We start from the raw sequence: 24,790 nt of genomic DNA, 5'->3' as shown, positions 1-24,790 counted from the left end.
GGATACACGGTATTGTGTATAATCCGTATTTTAATGGACAAGCTCTATTACTGCATTGCGGGTACCGGTACTTTTTGCACCTGATCAATCGTACCCCCACCCAGGCAGACCTCTCCATCGTAGAAAACAACGGCTTGTCCTGGCGTAATGGCTTTTTGCTGCTGGTCAAATTGTACATCCACACTTCCATCTTCCTGCCAGGTCAATGTTACACCTTGATCCGGCTGACGATAGCGGAACTTGGCAGTACAACGGTATGGCACATTAGGCATGTGCTCTTCACCAGCAATCCAGTTCACACCCGTTGCGGTTAGACCTGTGGAGTACAGGCTTGCATGGGCATCGCCCTGAACAACAAGCAGTTGATTCTTCTCCAGGTTCTTGTCTGCAACGAACCAGGGTTCACCATTGCCGGAACCACCAATGCCAAGACCTTGACGTTGACCAAGCGTGTAGTACATCAGACCGTCATGACGGCCTTTGACCTCACCGGTTGCGATATCGACCATGTCTCCGCCTTTGGCAGGCAGATAGTTACTCAGGAACTCTTTGAAATTGCGCTCACCGATGAAGCAGACACCTGTACTGTCTTTTTTCTTGGCGGTATACAAGCCAGCCGCTTCTGCGATTTTCCGTACTTCCGGTTTGGGCAGATGACCAATCGGGAACATGGCTTTGGACAGCTGGTTTTGATTGAGTGCGTTAAGGAAATAGGTCTGATCCTTATTGTTGTCCACACCACGCAGCAGCTTGAATGTGCCATCTTCTTCAATCAGACGAGCATAGTGTCCTGTAGCTACATAATCTGCGCCGAGATCCAGAGCTTTGTTCAGGAATTCACCAAATTTGATCTCACGATTACACATGACATCCGGATTGGGTGTGCGACCCGACTTATATTCATCAAGGAAATAGGTAAATACTTTATCAAAATATTCTTTCTCGAAGTTGACAGTGTAGTAAGGAATGCCGATCTGTTCGCATACGCGGCGTACGTCCTCTGAATCTTCTTCAGCGGTACAGTGGCCGAACTCGTCGGTGTCATCCCAGTTTTTCATGAAAATGCCGATGACATCGTAACCCTGCTCTTTCAGCAGCAGCGCGGTAACGGAAGAATCGACACCTCCGGACATGCCAACGACGACCCGTGTATTTTCAATTGTTTTGGACATCGTTATCACCATTTCTATATATAAATGTGTTTCGTTTCTTATTCTAGCATAACCGGACTCAAGATACGATACACCCGGCCAATTTTGGATAGTGTCCACCACAGACGCACATTTTGGAATATCGTCAATCTTTCTTTTCCATAAAGCATGCAGATATGTTAACATTAGCTGAGGGTTATGATCGGAATACGGAGAATTAGAAGGTTAAAGATTAGTTCTATGAATCTCTGCTTTGGGGAGATCGTGAAACAAAAGGTCGTGGACCACAGGATAAAATATAAAGTTTCCAATCGTTTCTGAAAATTGAAAGAGGTGACTCCTTTGAAAATATCGACAAAAGGTCGTTACGGCCTCACAATCATGATGGAGCTTGCTGCCAGAACAGGCGAAGGCCCTACATCACTTAAAAGCATTGCCGAGCGCAACCAGCTCTCGGAACATTACCTGGAGCAACTGATCGCTCCACTGCGTAATGCAGGACTGGTGAAGAGCATTAGAGGTGCTTACGGCGGTTATATCCTTGCAGGTGATCCTGCAACCGTGACTGCAGGCGATGTGATCCGTGTACTGGAAGGGCCGATCTCTCCAGTAGACTTCACAGAGGAAGATGATCCGGCGAAGCGTGATCTGTGGTTGCGTATCCGTGACGGCATTGCAGATGTGCTGGATTCTACCACGCTGAAAGATCTGATTACGTTCCAGGATCAGGAAAAGAAAGACAGCTACATGTTCTATATTTAGTACCATAGATGCTTCACATCACGGAAGACACATTAAAGCCCCCAACATGGGGGCTTTAGACATGCCTATAGCCATACAGATACTGCATGTTCTTTAAGTTGATCTCTGTAAATGATTTTTTACAAAAATTCACAGGCGGTCGAATGGAAACTGAATGGGTTACCTTATGAGCCTAGCGACTTTTTAGTGTTTCTATATCAGCTTCAATACGCAATTGTCGGCGGTTCAAAATATCAATGCTGTGCTGATGGGTATTCAATTCGGATGTCACTTTACGTTCAAAAGTGATCTGTGAAGATTCAAGTCGTTTAGTGATTTCCAATGTTTCCAGAACGGACTGTTGAAGTAGTGGTATATTTTTGGTTTGTTCCTCGATGGAATCGAGTCTACCATCCATGGAATCGAGCCTGCCGTCCATGGTATCGAGTCTGCCGTCCATGGAATCGAGCCTGCCTTCGATCTTTTCAAGACGTCCATCGATGTTGTCGAAACGCTTGTCCATTTGTTCAAGCTGATTCAATATTTGACTGAGAACCTGATCACTCATGCCGAACACTCCTTTTGAATGGATATTAAACATTATACACGAAGATACGACACAATAGCATTGGTTTAAATTTTCAATTGCGCATCATGAAGAGAAAGAAGTCTAACATATAACGGGGTGAAGATAAATGAAACGAATTTATTTGGATCACGCCGCATCGACACCTATGCATCCACAAGTCGCAGAAGCGATGATGAACGTCATGACAGGACAATTTGGCAATGCATCAAGTATTCATGCCTTTGGGCGTGAGGCCAAACGGACCGTCAGCGGAGCAAGGGATGTCATTGCGGCGTCTTTGGGCTGTTTCCCGGACGAATTGGTATTCACCGGAGGTGGCACGGAGAGCGACAATCTGGCAATCTTTGGGGCAGTCTCATCCAGGCAGGATAAGGGGAAACACGTCATTACGACCGCAATTGAGCACCATGCTGTCTTGCATACGTGTCAGGAATTGGAGCGGCAAGGTTATGAAGTAACCTATCTATCTGTTGATCGTTATGGACGAATAAATCTGGATGAGTTGCAAGAGGCCATTCGGCCGGATACGGTGCTGATTACCATGATGTATGCCAACAATGAAGTGGGCACCATTCAGCCTATTCGTGAGGTGGGTGAGCTTGCACGTAAGCATAATATTCTGTTCCATACCGATGCAGTTCAGGCTCTGGGCAGCCAGAATATTTCCTGTAAGGAACTGCCTGTGGATCTGATCAGCTTCTCTGCGCATAAAATCAACGGACCTCAGGGCGTGGGTGCACTCTATGTACGGCGAGGAATTGTGCTGGAAGCAAGAGCCCACGGTGGGCTGCAAGAGCGTCAGCGGCGCGCTGGTACGGAAAATATTGCAGGTATTACCGGATTTGCAGAGGCTCTCAAGATTGCATCAGCACAAACGGAGGCACATCGTCAGCATGATTTGGAATTGCGTAAACTTTTGTTGGGACAGCTTGAAATTCATGTGGGGACGGAGCACTTTCACGTGAATGGACACCTGGAACATACGCTGCCAAACATCCTGAATATCAGCTTTCCGGAAGTGTCCACAGAGACGATGTTAATGAATCTGGATATGGAAGGGATTGCTGTTGCAAGCGGTTCTGCCTGCACTTCCGGTTCACTTGAAGTCTCTCATGTGCTTAAAGCGATGAAATTACCTGAAACATTTTTACACTCTGCGATTCGATTTAGCTGGGGATTGGGTAATACTACGGAAGAAATCATGATAACCGCCGAAAAAATTGGAACCATTCTTGGACGACTGCGTAATAGACCCTAAGGGGAACTTTACACATGGAACAGAAGGAGGGAAGAAGTTCCATTTCATCGGTTGGATAGAAGCGGTTTTGATGATCGGCGTCTGATTGCCACTCATCAACTTTGGGCATACCTAGCAATAGCGCCGCGCCTATTTAATGATAAGAAGATGAGGGGGACCCAGCGATGAAGCTTCAGGAAATGATCGGACTTGCCGTTTTTGATGTTGAGGACGGGAAGCAGATCGGTAAAATCCAGGATTTCATTGTGAATGATGATTGGGAGATCGAGGGCATTGAGCTTGAGAACAAAGGTCTGTTTACCAATCATGTCAAAATCGTGGAGTGGCAAGATATCGTTGCCTACGGCGAAGATGCCGTCATGATCCGTAATCAACAGGCTGTCCGCAAGACGGGAGCCGACGACATAAAATACACGTACCTCCTCGGTCGGTCTAAATTGAAGGAGATGTCCGTGCTAACCGAAGAAGGTTTGCTGCTTGGACGTGTCTCCGATGTTTATTTTGACCAAGAGTTGGGAAATACAATAATAGGGATTGAAATTACGGACGGTTTTGTGTCCGATCTGATCGAGGGCCGTAAATGGCTGCCATGTACAAGCGATATGTCCATCGGGGAAAGTGCCATTATGGTGCCATCTCTGAGTGAACAACGCTTGGAAAATGCCATTCATTCTGTTAATGGATAGGTGAAAGAATATGAAATGTCCAAATTGTAGTTCAAAAGATATCGGGAAAATTGGTTCCCATCAGTTTTATTGCTGGGGATGCTTTATTGAATTAACGGTGAACGGTGAGAAAATGTCTGTTTATCAGGTGGAAGAAGACGGTACGCTGAGTTCCCTGGATGATCTGTTTTTCGGGGACGAGCTGCCACAAGACTTCCCTCATCTTCACGCTTCTTCTTAATAAGCAGAATAACTTCCTCTATATGCGGTTTCATGACAGTGTATGTCATGGGATGCTGTCGTTATATGTTGGCAGATGTATATAGATGCGGTTACATAATGGTTCGGCTGGTGTATGTATGATTATATGCTAACCCGTGCTGCAAAATGCGCTTCCTTCTCTGATGAAGGAGGCGTTTTTTTTGGTTTAAGAAAAAAAGTTCCGATTGCTCCTTCCACTTCTGCGCTGTGTTAATAAATATTACCTTTCCTACATATACTGACTCTCAGAGCCAGTCCAAAAGGAGAGATGCAAGTGGAGCAATTAACCAAAAACAAGCTGTTTCGTTACGCGATCTGGCTGCTGCTCGGATTGATCATTTTATATTTTATCTGGCTGCTGCGGCCTTTACTGCTTCACATATATGCGTTCCTGAAAACAGTGCTGGCACCCTTTATCGTAGCCCTTATCATATCCTATGTACTTAATCCGATTGTCAGCATGCTGGGAGGGCGCAAGGTGCCGCGTACGATTGCGGTACTACTCATATATGCCTTTTTCCTGACCTGCCTCGGTGTCATTCTGATGAATGTCATTCCGGTTTTGATTGAACAGCTGGGGGAACTCAACGAGCATATGCCAGAGCTGTCCATGCGTGCCCAGAGCCTGATGAACAATATGGATCACAAATTAATGCCGCCGAGTGTGCGAACAGGCATGAACAGCTGGTTCTTTCAGATGGAGGATCGACTAACTCAGGGAATTACCGTGCTCATGGATAATATCGGGGCGACCATTAATGTGTTATTCAATGTGTTTATCGTACCATTTCTGATATTTTATATGTTAAAAGACTTTGAGGTGTTTGAACGCACCATTGTGGCGTATCTTCCGCGTTCACGTCGTAAAGCCATCGTCTCGGTAATGAAAGAGATCGATACTGCACTGGGGAACTACATTCGGGGACAGTTTATTGTCTGTGTCATTGTTGGTATCTTTGCCTACATTGGTTATATCATCATTGATATGCCGTATGCCCTCCTGCTTGCAAGCATTGTAGCTGTGTTTAACATTGTGCCCTACCTGGGTCCGTTCCTAGGAGCTGCGCCTGCTGTGGTCATGGCATCAACCGTATCGTTCAAAATGGTGCTGCTTGTTGTCATTGTGAACACACTGTGCCAGGTGTTAGAGAGCAACGTTATTTCTCCTCAGGTGGTGGGACGTACGCTGCATCTGCATCCACTGTCAATTATATTTGCACTGCTCGTTGGAGGTGAACTGGCAGGCATTGTAGGTTTAATTCTGGCAGTACCTGTTTTTGCCGTGCTGAAGGTGATTGTGCAACACTTTTTCGCCTATTACATCAAACGAAGGACCGACTAAATAACAGGGTTAAAACATCAACGTGGCCGCATTGACACCCTCTTGTGCTACCGATATAATGAATGTGTGTGTCTAGAACATGAAATCGATGATGAAATAAAGTACGCCGAGGGTTCCTTTCCTCAGAGAATAGACTTCTTCGGATCAGGGTGAGCCTGAACTGATGGCTGGAAGAGTCTTGAAAGATGAAGCGGCGGAAAGCTAATTTCGGAGTGCAGGACAACCCTGCCGGGAGCGACCGTTATTTCGCATGAACGAGGAGATTGTTTGTTTGTCCGGGCAGCAAGGGATAAACAGCAATAACCAGGGTGGTACCGCGATAACATCGTCCCTGATTATTCAGGGACGTTTTTTGTGTTTATTTTTACAAAAGCAATGTTGACCAACCGGAGCGAATACGCAACGGACTATTATAATTTAATGGGGGCATCCAGTATGAAAGCCAGTGAAATCCGGTCCAAATGGATAGAGTTTTTTGCAAGTAAAGGTCACAAAATTGAGCCGAGCGCATCGCTCGTCCCTCACAACGATCCTTCTCTTCTGTGGATCAATGCGGGTATGGCACCGCTTAAACCTTATTTTGACGGACGTGAGAAACCGGAGAATCCGCGTCTTGCGAACTCTCAAAAGTGTATTCGTACCAATGATATCGAGAATGTCGGCAAAACACGTCGTCACCATACGTTCTTCGAAATGCTCGGCAACTTCTCCATTGGAGATTATTTCAAAGAAGAGACCGTAACATGGGCGTGGGAGTTCCTGACCAGCAAAGAGTGGATCGGATTCGATCCGGAGCGTCTGTCCGTAACGGTATATCCGGAAGATGAAGAAGCATTCAAACTGTGGAACGAAAAAGTGGGACTGCCTGCGGAGCGTATCATTAAATTGGATGAAAACTTCTGGGATATCGGCGAAGGCCCATGTGGACCTTGTACCGAGATCTTCTATGACCGCGGCGAAGCTTACGGAAACGACATGAGTGATCCAGAGATGTATCCGGGTGGGGAAAACGAACGTTATCTGGAAGTATGGAATCTGGTATTCTCCCAGTTCAACCATAACAAGGACGGCAGCTACACACCGCTTCCGAACAAAAATATTGATACAGGTGCAGGCTTGGAGCGATTTGCTTCCATTCTGCAAAATGTGGATTCCAACTTTGACACAGATCTGTTCCAACCGATGATTCAGAGAACAGCTGCTCTTGCGGGTGTGAAATATAACGACAGTGTCGAGATCGATGTTGCACTGAAAGTCATTGCCGATCATATCCGTACGGTTGCTTTTGCAGTAGGTGATGGCGTTCTGCCAAGTAATGAAGGACGTGGATATGTTATCCGCCGCTTGCTTCGTCGTGCAGTTCGTTACGGAAAAGTGCTTGGACTTGACCGTCCATTCCTGTATGAACTGACAACTACGGTTGGTGAAGTGATGGGCATGTACTACCCTGAGGTAGTAGACAAACAGGAGTTCATCGCAAAAGTAATCAAAACCGAGGAAGAGCGTTTCCACGAAACACTCACAGATGGTCTGGCTATTCTGGCTGATATCAGCGGCACAGCCAAATCCGAAGGACGCACCGTTATTAGCGGACCTGAAGCTTTCAAGCTGTATGATACGTACGGTTTCCCATTTGACCTGACAGAAGATTATGCCGCAGAGCATGGTCTGACTGTGGACCGTGAAGGTTTTGATGCTTCCATGCAGAAACAACGTGAGCTTGGACGTGCTGGGCGTCAAGAGAACGAGAGCATGAAAGTTCAAGGTGGACCACTTGCTGACCTGAAGGTTAAAAGCGAGTTTGTTGGTTATACTGACCTGTTGACGGAAGCAAAAGTGGTAGCCATCGTAGCTGGTGACGCCCTTGTTGAATCTGTAGGCGAAGGACAAACGTGTCAGGTTGTTCTGGACAAGACGCCGTTCTACGCGGAAAGTGGCGGTCAAGTGAGTGATCAGGGCTTGCTGCGAGGTGCGGGTGTAACAGCGAAAGTACAAGGTTTGTTCAAAGCTCCACTTGGACAACATGTACATCTGGTGACTGTGGAGTCTGGTGAACTGCGTGTAGGTGATGTGATCAACGCCGAAGTAGACTCAGCGAAACGTGGCGACATTATCAAAAACCATACGGCTACCCACTTGTTGCACAAGGCACTCAAAGATGTGCTCGGAACACACGTAAACCAGGCAGGATCGCTCGTAGAGCCACAGCGTCTGCGGTTTGACTTCTCTCACTTTGGCAGCATCACGCCGGAAGAGTTGACAGAAATTGAGCGTCAGGTGAACGAACAGATCTGGAATCGTCTGAACGTGAACATTCAGCTGAAAGCTATTGATGAAGCCAAAGAAATGGGTGCGATGGCCCTGTTTGGCGAAAAATATGGAGATATTGTGCGTGTTGTTCAAGTTGGAGACTACAGTTTGGAACTTTGTGGCGGCTGTCACGTAAATAATACTTCAGAGATCGGAATCTTCAAACTGGTGAGCGAGAGCGGAATTGGCTCCGGCGTTCGCCGGATCGAAGCTGTAACTGGCCGCGGCGGATATCTGTATGTGGAAAGCCAGTTGGAACTGCTCAAACAATCAGCAGCACTGCTCAAAGCCAATGTGGCTGATGTACCTAAACGGATTGAAGGTCTGAACCAACAACTGAAAGAAGCAGCCAGAGAGACTGAATCCCTGCAAAGCAAGCTGAGTGCCATGGAAGCTGGTCAATTGACCGATCAAGTGGTACAAGCAGGAAATACACAATTGCTGGCAGCACGCGTAGATGCTCCGAACATGGATGCGCTGCGTACAGTGGCAGATGAGCTGAAAGTAAAATTGCCTAACGCGGTACTCGTATTGGGTGCTCCAGCGGACGGCAAAGTGAATTTTGTTGTAGCTGTACCTGCTGAACAAGTAAAACAAGGATTACACGCGGGCAAAATCGTCAAAGAAGTCGCAGCAGTATGCGGCGGCGGCGGCGGTGGACGTCCAGATATGGCGCAAGCCGGAGGTAAGGATGCTACCAAGCTGGATGAAGCGCTGAAACTGGCGGTTTCGCTGGTTAGCCAGTAAAGGACAAGCAAAAAACACAATTGCCTTATCCTTTGTTTACTTGTGGCAGTCAGAATATGTTATTATATAAACAGAAATCAATTCGGCAGGACATGGTCCCCATGTTCATGCAGGAGCGAGGTGTCATCAATGGACTCCATGGATAAGACGGTTAAATTTAATGTGAAAGGTGACGAACAGGAAGCATCATCCAAAGAGATTCTTCTCACGGTTTATGATGCATTGGTCGATAAGGATTATAATCCGATCAACCAGATTGTCGGGTATTTGATTTCCGGAGACCCGGCATACATTCCTCGTCACAACAACGCACGTAGTCTGGTCCGTAAAAAGGAGCGCGATGAGCTGATTGAAGAGCTTGTACGTTCCTATCTGGCCAATCACCGGTAATGTACGCCGCTTCCGCTGTATTGCAGCTATGCAGGCAGCGGGAAATGAACCGACAGAAGACAGCCTGAAGCTTGAGAAGGCGATTATTCATCGACCTGAGCAGGCCCCAGGATGGGAGAGCATGGATGAAAATATTAGGTTTGGACTATGGGGACCGAAGAATCGGGGTTGCCGCGAGTGACCCCTTCGGTTGGACTGCCCAGGGATTGGAAGTGCTTGAACGCCGCCGTGATGAAGGCGAGTTCGCTCGGATTGCCGATCTTGTGCGTGAGCACGAGATTAGCGAGATCGTAGTCGGACTTCCCAAAAACATGAACGGCACCGTAGGACCGCGCGGTGAGATATGTATTGCTTTTGCCGAACGCCTGCGGGATGAACTGAATTTACCTGTTCACCTTTGGGATGAACGGCTGACAACCATGGCAGCAGAACGTACGCTGATTGAAGCGGATGTCAGTCGAAAAAAACGCAAACAGGTTGTGGACAAAATGGCCGCAAGCTTGATTTTGCAAAATTATTTGGATGCCAATAGTAGAAGGTGAGGGGGATCAACAATGGCTGAAGATCAACTGGGTATGGAAGAAGAAGCAGAAATTATTTACATTGCGGATGACGAGGGTAATGAAGAGGAATTTGAAGTCATCATGAAGTTTGAAGTAGATGGTTCGGAGGCCAAGTATATGATGGTTGCTCCGGTTGAACCTGAAGATGGCGAAACGGATGTATATGCATTCCGTTATGAAGAAGAGGGCGACGATATCAAACTTTTCGTTATCCAAGATGATGCCGAGTGGGATATCGTCGAGGAGACGTTTAATACATTCCTTGCTGAAGATGAAGAGGAAGCGAACTAAATGACGGAATATAGCCGCAAAGACCTGAAATGGACAGATTCACTGCGTCTGGCATTCGGTGCTCATGTTGAGCTCGAGGAAGAGAACGGTAAATCACAACCGTATGACTTGTTGGCTGAGTTCGAAGTGAACGGTCAGCAGTACGCGGTGCTCCGCAGTTCGTTGCGACCTTATGACGAGGTTGAACTTCTGCGGGTATCACCTGGAAGTGAAGACCAGATCATGCCAGAGTTAGTTACGATCGACGATGATGATGAGTGGGAGAACATCTCGGAATTGTATGATGAATGTACACTCCCCATTGACGAAGATTAATCAGCTTCAAATTGAAGAAACCGGGAGGGCGGAGAAGTCCGCTCTTTTTGGTTGTGAAAAGGAGTTGTTTCTTTTTTGAAAGGGAAAGCCATAATAGTCATACTGCTTATCATTGTAGTTCTTGCCGGAGGCGCAGGCGGTTACGTATGGAGTATGATGCGTCCGGTGGAAGCTTCAACAGAACCAGTCGTATTCGAGATTAAGAGCGGATCGGGAACTTCGAAAATCGCGGATCAGCTTCAAGAAGAAGGCCTCATCCGAAGCGGGTTAACCTTCAAAGGGTATTTAAAGTGGAAAAAACTAGGGTCTAATTTCATGGCGGGTACATATTCTATGAATCCTGGCGTGACATATGATGAGATTGTTAGCAAGCTGAGTATTGGTGAAGTAGTACCAGAGGAAATGGTGAAATTTACGATTCCGGAGGGTTATACTGTTCTGCAAATGGCGGGTAAACTTTCTTATGAGCATGTTCTCGATCGGGATGAATTCATCAAGCTAGCCAATGATCCTTCGGCCTTTGATGTAGATATCCTCAAAGATATTCCAGTGGATGAAGAACTTCGCTACGTATTGGAAGGGTATCTCTTCCCGGAGACCTACGAGCTGAAAAAGGGAAGTTCCACTCATGATGTGATGCAACGGATGCTGGAAGAATTCCAGAACAAGATCAATTCTATCCCGGATTTGGAAGCCAAGCTCCAAGAGAAGAATCTTTCACTGCACGAGCTGCTGACCATTGCGTCACTGGTGGAGAAAGAAGTTGTAGTCGATGAGGAACGTGCACTGGTTGCAGGTGTAATCTACAATCGGATCAAGCAGGATATGAAGCTGGAAATCGATGCTACCGTGCAATATCTGCTCGACAGGCCAAAGGAGCGATTGTTCTACAAGGATCTGAAGGTGAAAAGTCCTTATAATACGTATCTGAACAAAGGCTTGCCACCAGGTCCAATTGCCAGTCCAAGTCTTCCGTCCATTGAGGCAGCGCTAAATCCGGAAGCTTCGGAGTATCTGTTCTATGTGACAAAAAAGGATGGCTCGTCTGGACATCTATTTGCCAAAACGTATAAGGAACACGAGCAAAATATAGCCAAAAGTAAGGCTGCGCAATAAGCGGAGGGGATTATATGAGTAAGAAACATGAACTGCTCGTTACAGCAGCGAATGTGAAAGAGGCAGAAGTGCTACTCCAGGCGGGAGCAGATGCTTTGGTTATTGGAGATGATCGATTCGGCATGCGTCTTCCAGGCAGCTTTAGCGTGGAAGAGACAGCAGAGGTGGTTGCCATTGCAGCCAAACATCAGGCGCGTGTGTATGTATCCATGACGAATCTGATGTCCAACGAGCTATTGAAAGAATTACCTGAATATGTTCAGGCAATTGGCAGAATCGGTATTGACGGTGTGGAATTTAATGATCCATCCGTGCTGGCTACCATGAAGGAATACGCTCCACATGTGAAGCTGCACTGGAATGCGGAGATGACTTCAACGAACTATGCGACGGCCAACTATTGGGGAACCAAAGGAGCGAGTCGCGTTGTGCTTGCCCGAGAGTTGAATATGGACGAGTTGACGGAGATGGTTCCTTTTCTGAAGGTGGAAGCTCAGGTTCAGGTGCATGGCATGACGAATATATATCATTCCAAGCGCAGTCTGGTACAAAGTTATATGGCTCATCAAGGGCGGCCGGTTGAGGGACATCTGGGCAAAGAACGGGGATTGTTCCTGATCGAGGCTGAACGCCGGGATGAGAAGTTCCCGATCTATGAGGATATCAACGGCACACATATTATGAGCTCTGAGGATATATGTATCCTTGAAGATCTTCATCTGTTGATGGAGGCGGGTGTGCACAGCTTCAAAATTGAAGGCATGTTAAAATCACTTGCCTACAATGAAGCGGTTGTACGTGCATACCGGACAGCGATTGACAGCTATGTAGCTGATGCCGATGCATATGCGTTCTCTGAAGAGTGGCTCGCTGAGGTGCGGAAATTGCAGGACCCTGAACGTGAATTGTCGTTTGGATTTTTCTATAAAGAACAAGTGTATTAATAGATGAGGTGAACAGAATGGAAACAGTGGCGGTACAGCGGAAGTTCTCGGGTAAACGTAACCGTCTGGACAAACCGGAGCTGCTAGCTCCCGCGGGTAATCTGGAAAAACTGAAATTTGCGATCCATTACGGTGCAGATGCCGTATATATCGGTGGACAGGCCTATGGACTGCGTTCCAACGCGGATAACTTCAGCTTTGAAGAGATGCGTGAAGGTGTGGAGTTTGCCAAAAAGTATGGAGCCAAAGTGTTCGTAGCGACGAACATCTATGCACATAATGAGGATGTTGAGGGTATCGAAACGTACCTGCAAAACCTGTACAATGCGGGGATCTCTGCGATCATCGTAGCTGATCCGGCTATTATTGAGGTAGCTCTTCGTGCTGTGCCAGGCCTTGAGGTACATCTAAGTACCCAACAATCCACACTCAACTGGCAAGCCGTGAAGTTCTGGAAAGATGAAGGACTTCCACGGGTTGTTCTCGGACGTGAGACCAGCTTTGAAGAGATTGAAGAGATCAAGGCCAATGTGGATATCGAAATTGAAGCCTTTATTCACGGGGCGATGTGTTCCTCGTATTCCGGACGTTGCGTGCTCTCCAATCACTTTACGGATCGGGACTCCAACCGGGGCGGCTGTTGCCAGTCTTGTCGCTGGAAGTATGATCTGTTCGAGGATGCGAGAGAAGATACGGTGTGGGTCAGCGAAGAGGACATGCAGATGAAGGCACCTGCGCCTTTCAAACTGGGTGAGAATCAGCTTCCCCTGTTCCAGGAACAGGATAATTCATTCTCCATGGGATCTAAGGATCTGTGCATGATTGGTCATATCCCAGAGTTGATTGATGTGGGCGTGGACAGTTTCAAGATCGAAGGACGTATGAAATCGATCCACTACGTGGCAACTGTGGTTAACGTCTACCGTCAAGCCATTGACGCCTATATGGCAGACCCGGAAAATTATGTTCTGAAGCCTGAATGGGTTGAAGAAATGAACAAAGCGGCGAATCGTCCGCTGAATACCGGTTTTTTCTATGATACACCAGACCATGAAGATCATATTTATGAACCGGAAGAAAAGGCCGTACCTTTTGATTTCGCTGGCTTGGTCATGGGATATGATGCCGAAACAGGAATGGCAACCATTCAACAGCGCAATCACTTCAAACCAGGACAGGAAATCGAATTTTTCGGTCCGGGCGGTCACTTTTTCAAACAGGTCGTCGGTGAAATACAGGATGAAGAAGGTAATGTTCTAGATGCTGCTCGTCACCCGTTGCAACTGATTAAAATGAAGGTAGATCAACCGGTTTCGTACTTCGATATGATGAGAAAAAAGAAGTAGGCTCAAATACCTACAATGTGCCAATATTGTATTATGATTTAACAAAATAGTGTTATGAAATCAACATGGAGGACCTCCGTTTATCGGCAGATGGGGGTCTTTTTTTTATAGAAAAATAGGAATAAAGTTGTAAAATATTTCTGGGAAATGAAAGGGGAACGAAGAAAACTGTCGAATACTACATATTTATAGGGGAGAGAAAGAAAAATCCAACAAGTAAATAACTGGCAGGTGAATGGGATTGGTTCAAAAGAAGCAGAAAGACAGTGGAGAGCAAGTGACAAAAGACGAGCAGGTTAATCCTGAGCAGGTTCAGAAAGTGAAGAAAGAAAAAGTAGGTAAAAGTAAAATTACAGGGAATGGAAAAAAATTACTTAAGTTTGACCGTAGTAAACTGAAGCTGGGTTGGATCAAGACCGGTTGGGTAAAGAAACAATTAAAAAACCGGGATTGGAAAAACCTTGGGGGAGCTTCTTTCAAACAAATGAGGAAGGCAAATCCGGTTAAATCCGTAGGGGTTAAACTGTTCTTGATCTTTTTTGCGGGGATTATGATTTTTGTAGTGAGTTTAGGTCTATTATCCTATTCAAAAGCAAAGGGTACGATAGAGAAAAATGCCTCACGTGCCAATCAGGAGACCATTGATCAGACCAAACAAAAAATGGACATTATTTTGGAGAGATTTGTGGATACATCCACACAGATTTTCTTTGATCCGGAAATGCAGTCCTTGCTACAAAAAATGTCAGATACGAATTTGACTGCGTATGATACATTCGTGAACTCAAGTTCCATCAACAAGCAACTGTCCAATGTTGCATTTACAAATAAATCTATGGAAGCGATTTATTTGGTACCTACGGACGATACAAAGTCCATTATGGGTACCGGCAGCAACAGTTCATCCATGGGCAGCATTCGCCAGGAAGCATGGTACAGTGAGTTGATTGAGGCGGGTGGTTATCGTTGGCTTCCAACAGAGGTCAAAGAAGATGGATCAACGCCAACGTTCAAAATTGCACGTTCCATGAAAAACTTGCAGGGGACTACTCAGTCGTATGTTCTGGTTATTGAACTGAAACTGGAAGTTTTGGAGGAACAATTGAAATCGCTTGATCTGGGGCCAGGAGCTGTTCTTCAACTGATTGCTCCGGATAATAAAGTGGTTGCATCCTCCATCTCGGATCGTACAGGTCAAGATACAGAGCTTGCATTTGTCAAAGAGTTGACCGAACCAGCAGGTAGCACGAATACAGAGTATGTGGTAGATGGCAAATCTACGGAAATGCTGGCTGTATACAGTACGATGGATACATCCAATTGGAAACTGGTTGGGATGATACCTACCTCTGTTTTGGTTCAGGATGCAAAAGGTATTCTGACCCTGACCTTGTGGATGGCGCTGATTGATGCGGGCATTGCAGTATTGATCGGGGTCTGGATGGTGCGTATGATCGCTCGTCCACTCGGCAAATTGAAAGACCTGATGCAGGAAGGTTCTAAAGGTAATCTTAAAGTTCGTACACCATACAGCTCCCAAGATGAAATCGGTCAGCTCTCGACCGCCTTCAATCTGATGATGGAACAGATCACTAAGCTGGTTGAACAAACGAATCGTTCTGCGCAGGAAGTACTAGATACAGCCTCTGAGCTGAGCAGTGCATCCAAGAAAACGGCTGTGTCTGCTTCGGAGATTGCCGTAGCTACAGAAGAGATCGCAGGCGGTGCAGGCAGTTTGGCAACGGAAGCGGAACGTGGTAATGAATTAACTGACAATATCTCTCGTCAGATGCAGAGTGTAATCGCTGCTAATGAACAGATGGGTGATTCTGCTCGTCATGTAGAGAAGTCCAGTCAGACAGGAACACAACATCTGAATCAGTTGATGACCAAAACGCAGAAAACAGAAGAAATGATTGGTGCACTGGTGAATAAGGTTGATTCGCTGAAAGAAAGTACGTCCTCTGTGCTGAAAGTGCTTGAAGTGCTGCAAAATATAACGAAACAGACAAATATCCTTTCCCTGAATGCAACCATTGAAGCAGCACGTGCTGGTGCAGCCGGACGCGGATTCATGGTGGTGGCAGATGAGGTACGTCAGCTTGCGGCTCAATCCAGACAATCCATTGAGATGGTTGGAGAGATTACAGACAAAATCATGACCGAAATGAATGAGACTGTGGATGCTTTGTCTGCAGCCTATCCGTTATTCAAGGAACAGATGGATGCGGTTAAAGACACCAACATCATCTTTGCTTCCGTACAGGAGCAGATGGGTGCATTTGTGGAACGTCTGGGCATGGTGACAGGTTCTATTGGAGAATTAAACCAATCTCAAGGTACGTTGTCTGAAGCCATGAGCAATGTCAGCGCTGTAGCTGAACAATCTTCTGCAACGTCCCAGGAGGTAGCTTCCTTGAGCAGTGAACAGCAAAATATCAGTAACCAGCTGGTCAATCTGTCCGGCAAGCTGGAGAATGTGTCCACTGAACTGAAAGAAACCTTGTCACGCTTTACGGTGTAACAAACCAAGGTTGAAATGAGGAGAACCTGTCCCACACATGGGACAGGTTTTCTTTGGTTTACCGGATAATTCCAAGCCTTATCAGCAATAATATGTCAAAACGACAAAAGGTGAGATTGGGATGCACCTCCTTGCGAAACGGCGAATCTATATATCTTGTATTCTTCTAACTATTGTCTTTGGATTGCTTATATTACGATTGGGATGGGTCCAGATCGTTCAGGTGAATCAGACGATGCCTGGATTTCACCGAACGGTACGTGAAATGTCTGTATTGCAACGTGAACGCGGGGTGATGCTTGACCCGGGGCGGGGACAATTTACGGATTACAAGGGTGAGGCCTTGACCGGCAAGCTGCAATGGGGACTGGTTCTTTTTCCACAGGCAAGTCCATTAGAGAAGTTACGCAAGCAAGGGGCATTAGAAGGCTCAGAGATGATACAGTTGGCAGCTATATTACATACCGATCTGGATCAATTGAAGAAGGAATGGAATCAGGAAAGTATACCTCATTTTTGGACAGCAGGTACACATCAGCCTGTTCATTTGTCTGAGGATCAGATTGAGCGCTTACGTAGTTTGCACCTGCAAGGAGCTGGCATCTATCCGATGATGACAAGATATCTTCAGGGGCAGACGGGAATGCAGTGGATGGGTTATCTGGCTGAACAGCCTGAGTCCTCCAAAGTTCTAACTGGGCATCAGGATGAAGTTAAACAGCCATTTGCCATGAAATCAGGAGCAGCAGGACTGGAGAGGACACTTGAACCCCTGTTAAGGGGAATAGGCCCTACGCTCGTATCACGCATGGTCTCGGGTGGTGGAGAGATTATCCCGGATATTCAGCCGCACGTCATTGCACCGGCCAATAGCCATTATCCGTTACGTGTAGAAACCACTGTGGATGCCCGGTTGCAGCGTGGGCTGGAGCAGTTGACGGAAGAATCTGGATTACAAGAAGGGGCCGTTGTTGTGTTAGATGCCACTAACGCAGATGTTCGCGCCATGATCTCCCGCCCTTTCTATCAGCCACAACATGTGGACCCCAAGCAATCGGCCTGGGGGAATCGTGCAGTACAGGGAGCCATACCGGGTTCCATTTTCAAAATTGTCACTGCTGCTGCCGCTTTGGAGTATCATGCGGTTTCTAACGGAGAAGAAATCCGTTGTGGTGGTGAGTACGGAAGATATGGGCTGTCCTGCTGGAAGGAGCATGGGCATGGAGACCTGAATTTGGAGCAAGGATTCGCTGAGTCTTGCAACACCGTATTCGCGGAAACGGCGCGCAGGCTTAGTATGGAGCAACTGGAGAACACGGCTGATCGTCTGGGACTTGCCCGTCCGATTGGCTGGGAGGGGAAGCAGATGGCAGGAATGCCCGTGTTACGACACTTTGATCATGAGGATCACGGGCGAGTCAGAACAGAGGCTGTTTCTTCTGCTGATGAAGGTGCGAAAATACAGACAGCTATCGGTCAGCGAGATGTCTTGGTTACACCGCTGCAAGCCGCCAATTTGATCGTGACACTTTTGCATGACGGGAAGGTTAGTGCCCCACGTCTCGTAGAGCGCATCCGGTATGCGGATAGTGGCGTCATGCTGGAGATGCCCTTGCATGATTCACCTTCAGCAGCAGGACAGATTGCTCCCGCAACAGCGCATAAACTGTTATCCTGGATGAATAAGGTAGTTCGTGAGGGAACAGGAAAATCCCTGCAGCGTGCGCAGTGGCATGTTGCAGGAAAATCAGGTACAGCTCAGGTACAGAAACATGGAGAGAAGCGCAACAATCAATGGTTCATTGGTTATGGACCGGTAGAACAACCCCAATATGCTGTAGCTGTTCTTGTCCAAAATGTCTCTCCTGACAGCCATCATCAGGCGACGGCTCTCTTCAGGAAGGTGATGGACTATTTGGCTGGGTCTTCGTGATCCTTCGCAGGAACAGGCGTATGAATTATAGACTCGGCAGAACTCGCTGAGGCTTTGTTAACGGGTGGGTCCATGACCAATGGAGAGGATTCAAATTCATCTTTTGGCAGGTGAATCCACTTTTGCAGATACCCTTGTTGTAACAGTTCTTTCAGAAGGATGAGAAGCACTGGAGATAACACTACACCAGCCAGGCCAAAGATCGAAAGGGAGATCAGCATAAACGAAAGCATCAAGTACGCCGAAGATACACCAATCGAGTTACCCGATATTTTGGGTTCCAGCAATTGTCGTGTCAGCATTGTCACTGCCAGAATCACAATCAGGCCGATTGCCAGGCTACTATTGCCAATAATGAATAAGTAGACGATCCATGGAATAAACACAACAGGAACGCCAAGCAATGGTACCAGATCAAAAACCGCACAGACTGCTGCAATGGTAAAGGCATTAGAGGTTCCCAAAATCAACAAACCTGCATAAATCAATACAAACGTAATGAGCATCATGATCATCTGTGCCTTCAAATACGAGCGGATTGTCTTGAAGACGTGATTACGCATGAATTCAATAGCTAACTTTAATGTTTTGGGCGTCTTCGCACCGGCGAACTTGCGCCAGGATTCAATCTCGATACTGAGAAAGAAGGCCAGAATAATCGCAATTCCGAAGTTCGTAATAAACGATGAGAACGAACTGAGGAAACCTACGACGAATTGTGCTCCGCTCGTTACCCATTTGGACAGAAACCCGGTCAGTGTTGCAAAATAATCATTCGCTTTTTCCATAACTCCATCAGGGAGAGCGTCTGACTTGTTCTGAATGAATAACACCAGATTGGTGAATTCACGCTGTATCATTTCAATGTATACAGGGAAATTATCTTGAAGATTGGAAATTTGTGAAATGATAATCAAGCCTACCCCAAAAAAGGCAGCGACAATTAATGCAAGAAACAACAAGACGGAGATGGCGGCCCCAAGTGTCTTGGGCAATCCTTTGCGATGTAAAAATTTGGCCAGCGGTTCAATCATCCAATATACAATGAATGATAGAAAGACGGGTGCAGCCACATGGTATAATTGACTGAAACCGTACATGATCACATACACGGTTAATACGAGCAACGCGATGTCAAAGACAGTTCGCCCGTATTTTTTGTAAAGCGGTAGCATGGACATGGCTCCTTTGATGGCAATAATTAGATTGTATTTATTGTACACGATAGCTATCTTTTTGGGAAAACAGGATTTAAGAAAAGTCTGAACTATGATACAATTAAAGGTGGTTTATTTTAGATAGTGCCATAGTGTACCGTAATTCAGCAGGGAGAAGTGGGGAGCTTGCATCATGACAACGATGCTTCAGAGTATTTTACTGTGGTTATTGTATCTTTCATCTTTTTATGCCTTTATTCCAAGTTTGATTAGCAGGTTTTTTGGTTTTCGTGTATTTCGACGGGGAAGAAGTGATACACAATTTGCATTAACGTTTGACGATGGGCCAGATCCACATTATACGCCGAGACTGCTCGATCTGCTTCGTCAGCATCAAGCAAAAGCAACATTTTTTGTCGTTGGAGAACATGCTGCAAGTCATCCGGAACTCATTCAGCGCATACATGACGAAGGACATCTTATTGGCATCCATAATTATATTCACAAGACGAACTGGCTCATGCGGCCGCGTACCGTTCGTGATCAGATTCAGCGAACAGGTCAGATTATTCATGAAGTAACCGGCGTGAAGACTTGTTATTATCGTCCACCGTGGGGGATTATGAATCTGTTTGATTTTTTCAGCAAGAAAGAACGTAAGATTGTACTGTGGTCTTCTATGTTTGAAGACTGGAGAAGCCGAATAGGTGCCCAGAGATTGACTGAACGGATGCTGAAGGAACTGAGAGGCGGAGAGGTCATGCTGCTGCATGATCGAGGAACGACCCTTGGTGCTGATGCACACGCGCCGGAGCAGATGCTTCAGGCGCTGGAAGTCGTATTACAGGAAGCTGAACGGCTAGGCTTGCAAAGCGTACGTGTCGATACGTTGATGGGAGGTATCACATTGAGCGAATCTCAGAACAAGAATCAACCACAGACAACGTTGAAGTTATGGAAGCGAATCGTTGTGGCCTTGTGGCTGGGTTGGGAGAAATTGTTTCACTGGGTATATCATCTGCGGACGGCTTCCCCAGAAGATCCAATGTTGCACTTTCGATCCCGTGTATATCACGGAGCACGAATGGAGATGAGTGATGGTCATGTCATTCAAAACGGAGATCCGGTCATTGAACTGCATTTTGACAATCAGAAGTTGTTCGAACTTGGGGTGACTTCGCGTTCCAGTATGCATTTGGCTATTCGCATGATTCGGACGATGGAACAGCAATTGCCGGATTTGGCACGCATGGTGGTACTCGAACCTGAGTTACGCTCCGCCAAAGCCATATACGGTGTGAGTATGATTAACAGAGGTCCAGAAAAATTTGGATTTACCATACAAGAATTGCCCCCTGGACCGTTCAGTACTGCATCCAAAGTATACCTGAAACTGCTGTTAAGTGTAATCCACCCGGCAGGAAGCAAACGTTTGAAACAGCGTACAGAGCAATTGGTACCCAAGATGATTGCCATGCCGCTGGATGTACTGCTGGAACGTTACGGTCAACATACGATGCAGGTGGCAGCAACGGTAGAAGAATCCAGAGATGAATCGTTGTTAATTGAACAAGAGATACTGCCAGAGCGGAACTAAACGGACTGATCACACCAACCAGTAAAAGAAAAGGGTTGCCCTTCGCCAGATTTGGCAGAAGAGCAACCCTTTATTTATTAGTGAATTAGATACTCAGTACGCCACCGTTGCTTGCATTGGTAACCAGTTTGGAATAACGAGCCAGGTAACCGGTTTTTACTTTTGGTTCAAAACCTTTCCAACCTGCGCGACGACGTTCAAACTCTTCGTCACTGATGTGTAATTCAATGATACGGTTGTTCAGATCCAGCTCGATGATGTCTCCTTCTTCAACAAAGGCGATTGGACCACCTTCAGCTGCTTCCGGAGAGATATGTCCGATACTGATTCCGCGGGATGCGCCAGAGAAGCGTCCATCGGTAATCAGACCCACTTTGGCACCCAACCCCATACCTACGATCTGGGAAGTAGGAGCCAGCATCTCAGGCATACCTGGTCCGCCTTTTGGTCCTTCATAACGGATAACAACAACATGTCCTTCTTTCACTTTGCCGTTAGCAATACCTTCGAGCGCTTGCTCTTGGGAGTCAAAGCAGATGGCAGGACCTTTGTGGTATCCGCCAACCGAAGCATCAACCGCACCAACTTTGATGATAGCGCCTTGTGGTGCAAGGTTACCAAACAATACAGCCAGACCGCCTTTTTCGGAATGCGGGTTATCCAAGTGGTGAATGACATTGGTATCCTGAATTTCTTTTCCTTCAACGTTCTCACGGATTGTTTTACCAGTAACCGTAATGCAGTCACCATGAATCGCGCCTGGTTTCTTGAGCAATTCGTTCAGCACTGCGCTTACGCCCCCTGCATTGTGAACGTCTTCGATGTGAAGATCGGAAGCAGGTGCAAGTTTCGCCAGATGTGGAACGCGGTTCGCTACTTCATTAATACGTTCGATTGGATACTCGATACCTGCTTCATGAGCCAGTGCCAGCGTGTGCAGTACTGTATTCGTAGATCCGCCCATCGCCATATCCAGTGCAAACGCATTATCGATCGCTTCTACAGTTACGATATCACGTGGTTTCAAGTCCATTTTGATGAGTTCCATCAATTGGGTAGCGGATTGTTTAACAAACTCACGACGCTCAGGAGCAACAGCCAGGATGGTTCCGTTACCTGGCATAGCCAGTCCCATCGCTTCAGCCAGACAGTTCATGGAGTTTGCAGTAAACATACCGGAGCATGATCCACAGGTTGGACAGCCAAACTGTTCAAGCTCAAGCAAGCTCTTATCATCGATTTTACCTGCTTGATAAGCGCCTACGCCTTCAAATACAGAGGTCAAGGACAGAGCTTTACCATTGCTGTCACGACCGGCTTTCATCGGTCCACCGCTGACAAACACGGTAGGGATATTACAGCGGAGTGCACCCATCATCATGCCTGGTGTGATTTTGTCACAGTTCGGGATACATACCATGCCGTCGAACCAGTGTGCAGATACAACGGTTTCCACGGAATCCGCGATAATGTCACGGCTTGGCAGCGAGTAACGCATACCAATGTGTCCCATGGCAATTCCATCATCTACTCCGATGGTGTTGAATTCGAATGGAACGCCACCCGCTTCACGAATAGCATCCTTTACAATTTTACCGAATTCCTGAAGGTGGACGTGGCCGGGCACGATATCGATGTATGAGTTACATACGGCAATAAACGGCTTGCCGAAATCCTCTTCTTTAACGCCCGCTGCGCGGAGCAAACTCCGGTGTGGTGCACGGTCAAAACCTTTTTTGATCATATCGGAACGCATCTTCTTGGCTGACATGGTGTATTCCCCCCAAATATATAATATTGAGCAACATGAATGGAAAAGTAAATGGCAGTGCATCTGTCGTTTAATTTCATCCGTACTCTAAAAAAAAGGACCGGCATGCCGGTGCCGAGCTCCCCGTAGTTTGTGAAATTCTTTGCTGCTTTAAACCCGTGAACACCCGGTTTTTCTATTGAGTCTATCACAACCGTCGTCATATTTCTACAATCAATAGAAAGAAGCCTCAAACCATTTTCATGGAATTAGACTTCTTGGTTTGCGGGAAAGCTATGATCATGTTTCGATGTGGCGAGCGGAATTCATTAGTTGCTTCCACCTTTGCGTCCAATCTCACGATAGAATTCCTTATTATGAGTTTCGGAGGTTGCTTCGCCGCCCTTGCGGCCAATCTGCTTGTAAAAGTCAGTGTCATGGGCATCTGAAGTTGCTTCTCCACCCTTTTTTCCAATCTTCTGATAGAAGCTTCGATCATGGTTCTTGGAAGTCGCTTTGCCACCTAATCTGCCAGCTTCCTCACGGCTCATCTTGCGTTCTGACGTCGGTTGACGTGCCATTACAAATCACTCCCTACAACGATAAGTTGTTTTTTGTAGCGCGTATCCCTAATTTACCACCTTATTTCCAGCCTGAAACAACGTACCCGGATAGAATCGGTGGTGAAGAGTCTGTCAGAGCGTTAGGCCGACCGTTTGAACACCTCATGTCGAGTGAAAGAAAAGCGGGATATATCCGGTTCAATTAAGGGTTTGAACGTGTAACGTACAGCCGGCAGAGCAAGTGTGACTGCGAAGAGTACGGCGATGACAAGTATGACTGGAATATATGCCGAACTTCCCATATAACTGTAGACTCCAGACCAGATCGCGAGACGAACGAGAAAACCATGCAGCAGGAACACATAGAGTGTGCGTCGTCCAAGGTCCGTCAGTCTGGAAGTCAAGAAAGGTACCCAGGCCAAGAACAGTGCTGCAGATGTGACCTCCAATAGGTAGACACCAAGTCGAAAGATACCGGCATACCATTCGTGGTGACCCAGTTCGGCGTACGTCATGCTGCCGAGTAACCATCCGGATGAAATATTCAAACCGCCATACCCGATCCATACCAACAGTGCAGCGGAGAGGATGGCTGCGGTTTTTCGCCCCCAACCGGATAATAAACAAGAACGTATGGTTGCTCCATAGTCATAACCGATGACAAAGAACGGCAAGAACACAAACGTACGGCTGAAGCTGAGCCAGAATCCGTCGATAGGCAAATACCCAGCAATTACGCCGAGCGTAATCGATCCAATCAGCCGATGTATCGGTTTCCATGAGATCGTCAGACGAAGCAACAGTCGCCAACAGAAGTGACTCGCGAGAAACCATAACAGCAAGTAAGGTGCAAAGAAGGATAGCCGCATATGGGGTGTGTGGAATACGGTAAAGTCCATCAATGCGTATAAGGACTGAAACAGTACATACTGTAAGGCAATCTGCTTCAGGACGTTTCGTCCAGATGCACCTTGAAGTGAGTGTGTCGCAAAATACCCGGTTACCCATACAAAGAGTGGCATGTGAAACGTATATATCCACAGGAACAGAGCTTCCGCTCCTGCAAAGCGTGTGATGAGTGGTTCAAGTGCATTACCAGCAAGGACACAGACGATAAGCATAAAGCGCAGATTATAAAAGAAAGATTCCTGATCATCCCGGATCAGTGTCTGATTTTTCATGTTGCAGCCCCCTTATAGACCCTGGTTGCAAGGTCATTTGCATCTGTAATAAGGGT

21 protein-coding genes and 1 pseudogene are annotated in these 24,790 nt (G+C 46.7%); 16 read left to right on the top strand and 6 right to left on the bottom strand.

Annotation, left to right across the window (positions count from 1 at the left end):
• Positions 1-47: 47 nt before the first annotated feature.
• Complete coding sequence (gene mnmA, locus J7E78_RS01035) at positions 48-1,172, bottom strand: tRNA 2-thiouridine(34) synthase MnmA (RefSeq protein ID WP_215074527.1); 1,125 nt, start codon at positions 1,170-1,172, stop codon at positions 48-50.
• Between the two features lie 321 nt (positions 1,173-1,493).
• Between mnmA and cymR the strand changes: the two genes are divergently transcribed.
• A complete protein-coding gene (cymR, locus tag J7E78_RS01030; protein WP_215074526.1) occupies positions 1,494-1,913 on the top strand; it encodes a cysteine metabolism transcriptional regulator CymR in 420 nt (139 codons plus the stop codon).
• Positions 1,914-2,085: 172 nt separating this feature from the next.
• Here cymR and J7E78_RS01025 read toward each other — a convergent pair whose 3' ends face one another.
• Positions 2,086-2,460 (bottom strand): hypothetical protein, encoded by a 375-nt coding sequence (locus J7E78_RS01025; protein ID WP_215074525.1) that lies wholly within the window; start codon positions 2,458-2,460, stop codon positions 2,086-2,088.
• A 127-nt stretch (positions 2,461-2,587) separates the two neighbouring features.
• Between J7E78_RS01025 and J7E78_RS01020 the strand changes: the two genes are divergently transcribed.
• The 14 genes from J7E78_RS01020 to J7E78_RS00955 all read left to right on the top strand — a co-directional run bounded on the left by J7E78_RS01020 (position 2,588) and on the right by J7E78_RS00955 (position 18,486).
• Positions 2,588-3,739: a cysteine desulfurase family protein gene (locus tag J7E78_RS01020; protein WP_215074524.1), complete on the top strand. Its 1,152-nt coding sequence runs from the start codon at positions 2,588-2,590 to the stop codon at positions 3,737-3,739.
• Positions 3,740-3,903: 164 nt separating this feature from the next.
• Complete coding sequence (locus J7E78_RS01015) at positions 3,904-4,425, top strand: PRC-barrel domain-containing protein (RefSeq protein ID WP_215074523.1); 522 nt, start codon at positions 3,904-3,906, stop codon at positions 4,423-4,425.
• A gap of 10 nt (positions 4,426-4,435) precedes the next feature.
• Positions 4,436-4,645: a hypothetical protein gene (locus J7E78_RS01010; protein ID WP_017686815.1), complete on the top strand. Its 210-nt coding sequence runs from the start codon at positions 4,436-4,438 to the stop codon at positions 4,643-4,645.
• Between the two features lie 294 nt (positions 4,646-4,939).
• A complete protein-coding gene (locus J7E78_RS01005) occupies positions 4,940-6,007 on the top strand; it encodes an AI-2E family transporter (RefSeq protein WP_091027676.1) in 1,068 nt (355 codons plus the stop codon).
• A 435-nt stretch (positions 6,008-6,442) separates the two neighbouring features.
• On the top strand, positions 6,443-9,064 hold the full coding sequence (gene alaS / locus J7E78_RS01000) for an alanine--tRNA ligase (protein ID WP_215074522.1): 2,622 nt from the start codon (positions 6,443-6,445) through the stop codon (positions 9,062-9,064).
• A 129-nt stretch (positions 9,065-9,193) separates the two neighbouring features.
• Complete coding sequence (locus J7E78_RS00995) at positions 9,194-9,454, top strand: IreB family regulatory phosphoprotein (RefSeq protein ID WP_017686818.1); 261 nt, start codon at positions 9,194-9,196, stop codon at positions 9,452-9,454.
• A gap of 125 nt (positions 9,455-9,579) precedes the next feature.
• A complete protein-coding gene (gene ruvX / locus J7E78_RS00990) occupies positions 9,580-9,996 on the top strand; it encodes a Holliday junction resolvase RuvX (RefSeq protein ID WP_215074521.1) in 417 nt (138 codons plus the stop codon).
• A 12-nt stretch (positions 9,997-10,008) separates the two neighbouring features.
• Positions 10,009-10,308 (top strand): DUF1292 domain-containing protein, encoded by a 300-nt coding sequence (locus tag J7E78_RS00985; protein ID WP_017686820.1) that lies wholly within the window; start codon positions 10,009-10,011, stop codon positions 10,306-10,308.
• Entirely contained in the window at positions 10,309-10,623 is a 315-nt protein-coding gene (locus tag J7E78_RS00980) for a DUF1292 domain-containing protein (protein ID WP_047844066.1), read from the top strand. It begins immediately after the preceding gene.
• Positions 10,624-10,698: 75 nt separating this feature from the next.
• Positions 10,699-11,739, top strand: coding sequence for an endolytic transglycosylase MltG (gene mltG, locus J7E78_RS00975; protein WP_251034739.1), 1,041 nt, complete (start codon positions 10,699-10,701; stop codon positions 11,737-11,739).
• Positions 11,740-11,753: 14 nt separating this feature from the next.
• Positions 11,754-12,683, top strand: a complete 930-nt coding sequence (locus J7E78_RS00970) for a peptidase U32 family protein (protein ID WP_215074520.1) — start codon at positions 11,754-11,756, stop codon at positions 12,681-12,683.
• Between the two features lie 17 nt (positions 12,684-12,700).
• A complete protein-coding gene (locus J7E78_RS00965; protein ID WP_076252944.1) occupies positions 12,701-14,029 on the top strand; it encodes a peptidase U32 family protein in 1,329 nt (442 codons plus the stop codon).
• 235 nt (positions 14,030-14,264) lie between these two features.
• Positions 14,265-16,553 carry a methyl-accepting chemotaxis protein gene (locus tag J7E78_RS00960; RefSeq protein ID WP_397330436.1) on the top strand — a complete coding sequence of 763 codons (2,289 nt, stop codon included), beginning with the start codon at positions 14,265-14,267 and terminating at the stop codon, positions 16,551-16,553.
• Between the two features lie 235 nt (positions 16,554-16,788).
• The gene (locus J7E78_RS00955; RefSeq protein ID WP_251034738.1) at positions 16,789-18,486 is read left to right on the top strand and encodes a peptidoglycan D,D-transpeptidase FtsI family protein; all 1,698 of its coding nucleotides are present in this window, start codon (positions 16,789-16,791) and stop codon (positions 18,484-18,486) included.
• Here J7E78_RS00955 and J7E78_RS00950 read toward each other — a convergent pair.
• Entirely contained in the window at positions 18,465-19,661 is a 1,197-nt protein-coding gene (locus J7E78_RS00950; RefSeq protein ID WP_215074517.1) for an AI-2E family transporter, read from the bottom strand. The genes J7E78_RS00955 and J7E78_RS00950 overlap by 22 nt on opposite strands.
• Before the next feature lie 175 nt (positions 19,662-19,836).
• Here J7E78_RS00950 and J7E78_RS00945 point away from each other — a divergent pair, with 175 nt between their 5' ends.
• Positions 19,837-21,240, top strand: a complete 1,404-nt coding sequence (locus tag J7E78_RS00945; RefSeq protein WP_215074516.1) for a polysaccharide deacetylase family protein — start codon at positions 19,837-19,839, stop codon at positions 21,238-21,240.
• Between the two features lie 85 nt (positions 21,241-21,325).
• Here the strand turns inward: J7E78_RS00945 and ilvD are convergent, their stop codons facing one another.
• From ilvD to J7E78_RS00930, 3 genes and pseudogenes are all read right to left on the bottom strand, one after another.
• Positions 21,326-23,011, bottom strand: a complete 1,686-nt coding sequence (gene ilvD / locus J7E78_RS00940; protein WP_215074515.1) for a dihydroxy-acid dehydratase — start codon at positions 23,009-23,011, stop codon at positions 21,326-21,328.
• Positions 23,012-23,328: 317 nt separating this feature from the next.
• A pseudogene (locus J7E78_RS00935) lies at positions 23,329-23,571 on the bottom strand (KGG domain-containing protein); the annotation flags it as partial.
• A 122-nt stretch (positions 23,572-23,693) separates the two neighbouring features.
• Positions 23,694-24,734, bottom strand: coding sequence for an acyltransferase family protein (locus J7E78_RS00930; protein ID WP_215074513.1), 1,041 nt, complete (start codon positions 24,732-24,734; stop codon positions 23,694-23,696).
• Positions 24,735-24,790 lie beyond the last annotated feature (56 nt).

It is taken from the genome of Paenibacillus polymyxa, from assembly GCF_018614975.1.
GTDB lineage: Bacteria > Bacillota > Bacilli > Paenibacillales > Paenibacillaceae > Paenibacillus > Paenibacillus polymyxa_E.
Note: the sequence above shows the minus strand (reverse complement) of the source record. Positions and strands in the feature narration are given on the sequence as shown.

Bases quoted from the DNA above. Each gene is read 5' to 3' on its own strand.
- mnmA (WP_215074527.1), bottom strand. From the start codon at position 1,172: ATGTCCAAAACAATTGAAAATACACGGGTCGTCGTTGGCATGTCCGGA.
- J7E78_RS01025 (WP_215074525.1), bottom strand. From the start codon at position 2,460: ATGAGTGATCAGGTTCTCAGTCAAATATTGAATCAGCTTGAACAAATG.
- J7E78_RS01020 (WP_215074524.1), top strand. From the start codon at position 2,588: ATGAAACGAATTTATTTGGATCACGCCGCATCGACACCTATGCATCCA.
- J7E78_RS01015 (WP_215074523.1), top strand. From the start codon at position 3,904: ATGAAGCTTCAGGAAATGATCGGACTTGCCGTTTTTGATGTTGAGGAC.
- J7E78_RS01010 (WP_017686815.1), top strand. From the start codon at position 4,436: ATGAAATGTCCAAATTGTAGTTCAAAAGATATCGGGAAAATTGGTTCC.
- alaS (WP_215074522.1), top strand. From the start codon at position 6,443: ATGAAAGCCAGTGAAATCCGGTCCAAATGGATAGAGTTTTTTGCAAGT.
- J7E78_RS00995 (WP_017686818.1), top strand. From the start codon at position 9,194: ATGGACTCCATGGATAAGACGGTTAAATTTAATGTGAAAGGTGACGAA.
- ruvX (WP_215074521.1), top strand. From the start codon at position 9,580: ATGAAAATATTAGGTTTGGACTATGGGGACCGAAGAATCGGGGTTGCC.
- J7E78_RS00985 (WP_017686820.1), top strand. From the start codon at position 10,009: ATGGCTGAAGATCAACTGGGTATGGAAGAAGAAGCAGAAATTATTTAC.
- J7E78_RS00980 (WP_047844066.1), top strand. From the start codon at position 10,309: ATGACGGAATATAGCCGCAAAGACCTGAAATGGACAGATTCACTGCGT.
- J7E78_RS00970 (WP_215074520.1), top strand. From the start codon at position 11,754: ATGAGTAAGAAACATGAACTGCTCGTTACAGCAGCGAATGTGAAAGAG.
- J7E78_RS00965 (WP_076252944.1), top strand. From the start codon at position 12,701: ATGGAAACAGTGGCGGTACAGCGGAAGTTCTCGGGTAAACGTAACCGT.
- J7E78_RS00960 (WP_397330436.1), top strand. From the start codon at position 14,265: ATGGGATTGGTTCAAAAGAAGCAGAAAGACAGTGGAGAGCAAGTGACA.
- J7E78_RS00955 (WP_251034738.1), top strand. From the start codon at position 16,789: ATGCCTGGATTTCACCGAACGGTACGTGAAATGTCTGTATTGCAACGT.
- J7E78_RS00950 (WP_215074517.1), bottom strand. From the start codon at position 19,661: ATGCTACCGCTTTACAAAAAATACGGGCGAACTGTCTTTGACATCGCG.
- J7E78_RS00945 (WP_215074516.1), top strand. From the start codon at position 19,837: ATGACAACGATGCTTCAGAGTATTTTACTGTGGTTATTGTATCTTTCA.
- ilvD (WP_215074515.1), bottom strand. From the start codon at position 23,011: ATGTCAGCCAAGAAGATGCGTTCCGATATGATCAAAAAAGGTTTTGAC.
- J7E78_RS00930 (WP_215074513.1), bottom strand. From the start codon at position 24,734: ATGAAAAATCAGACACTGATCCGGGATGATCAGGAATCTTTCTTTTAT.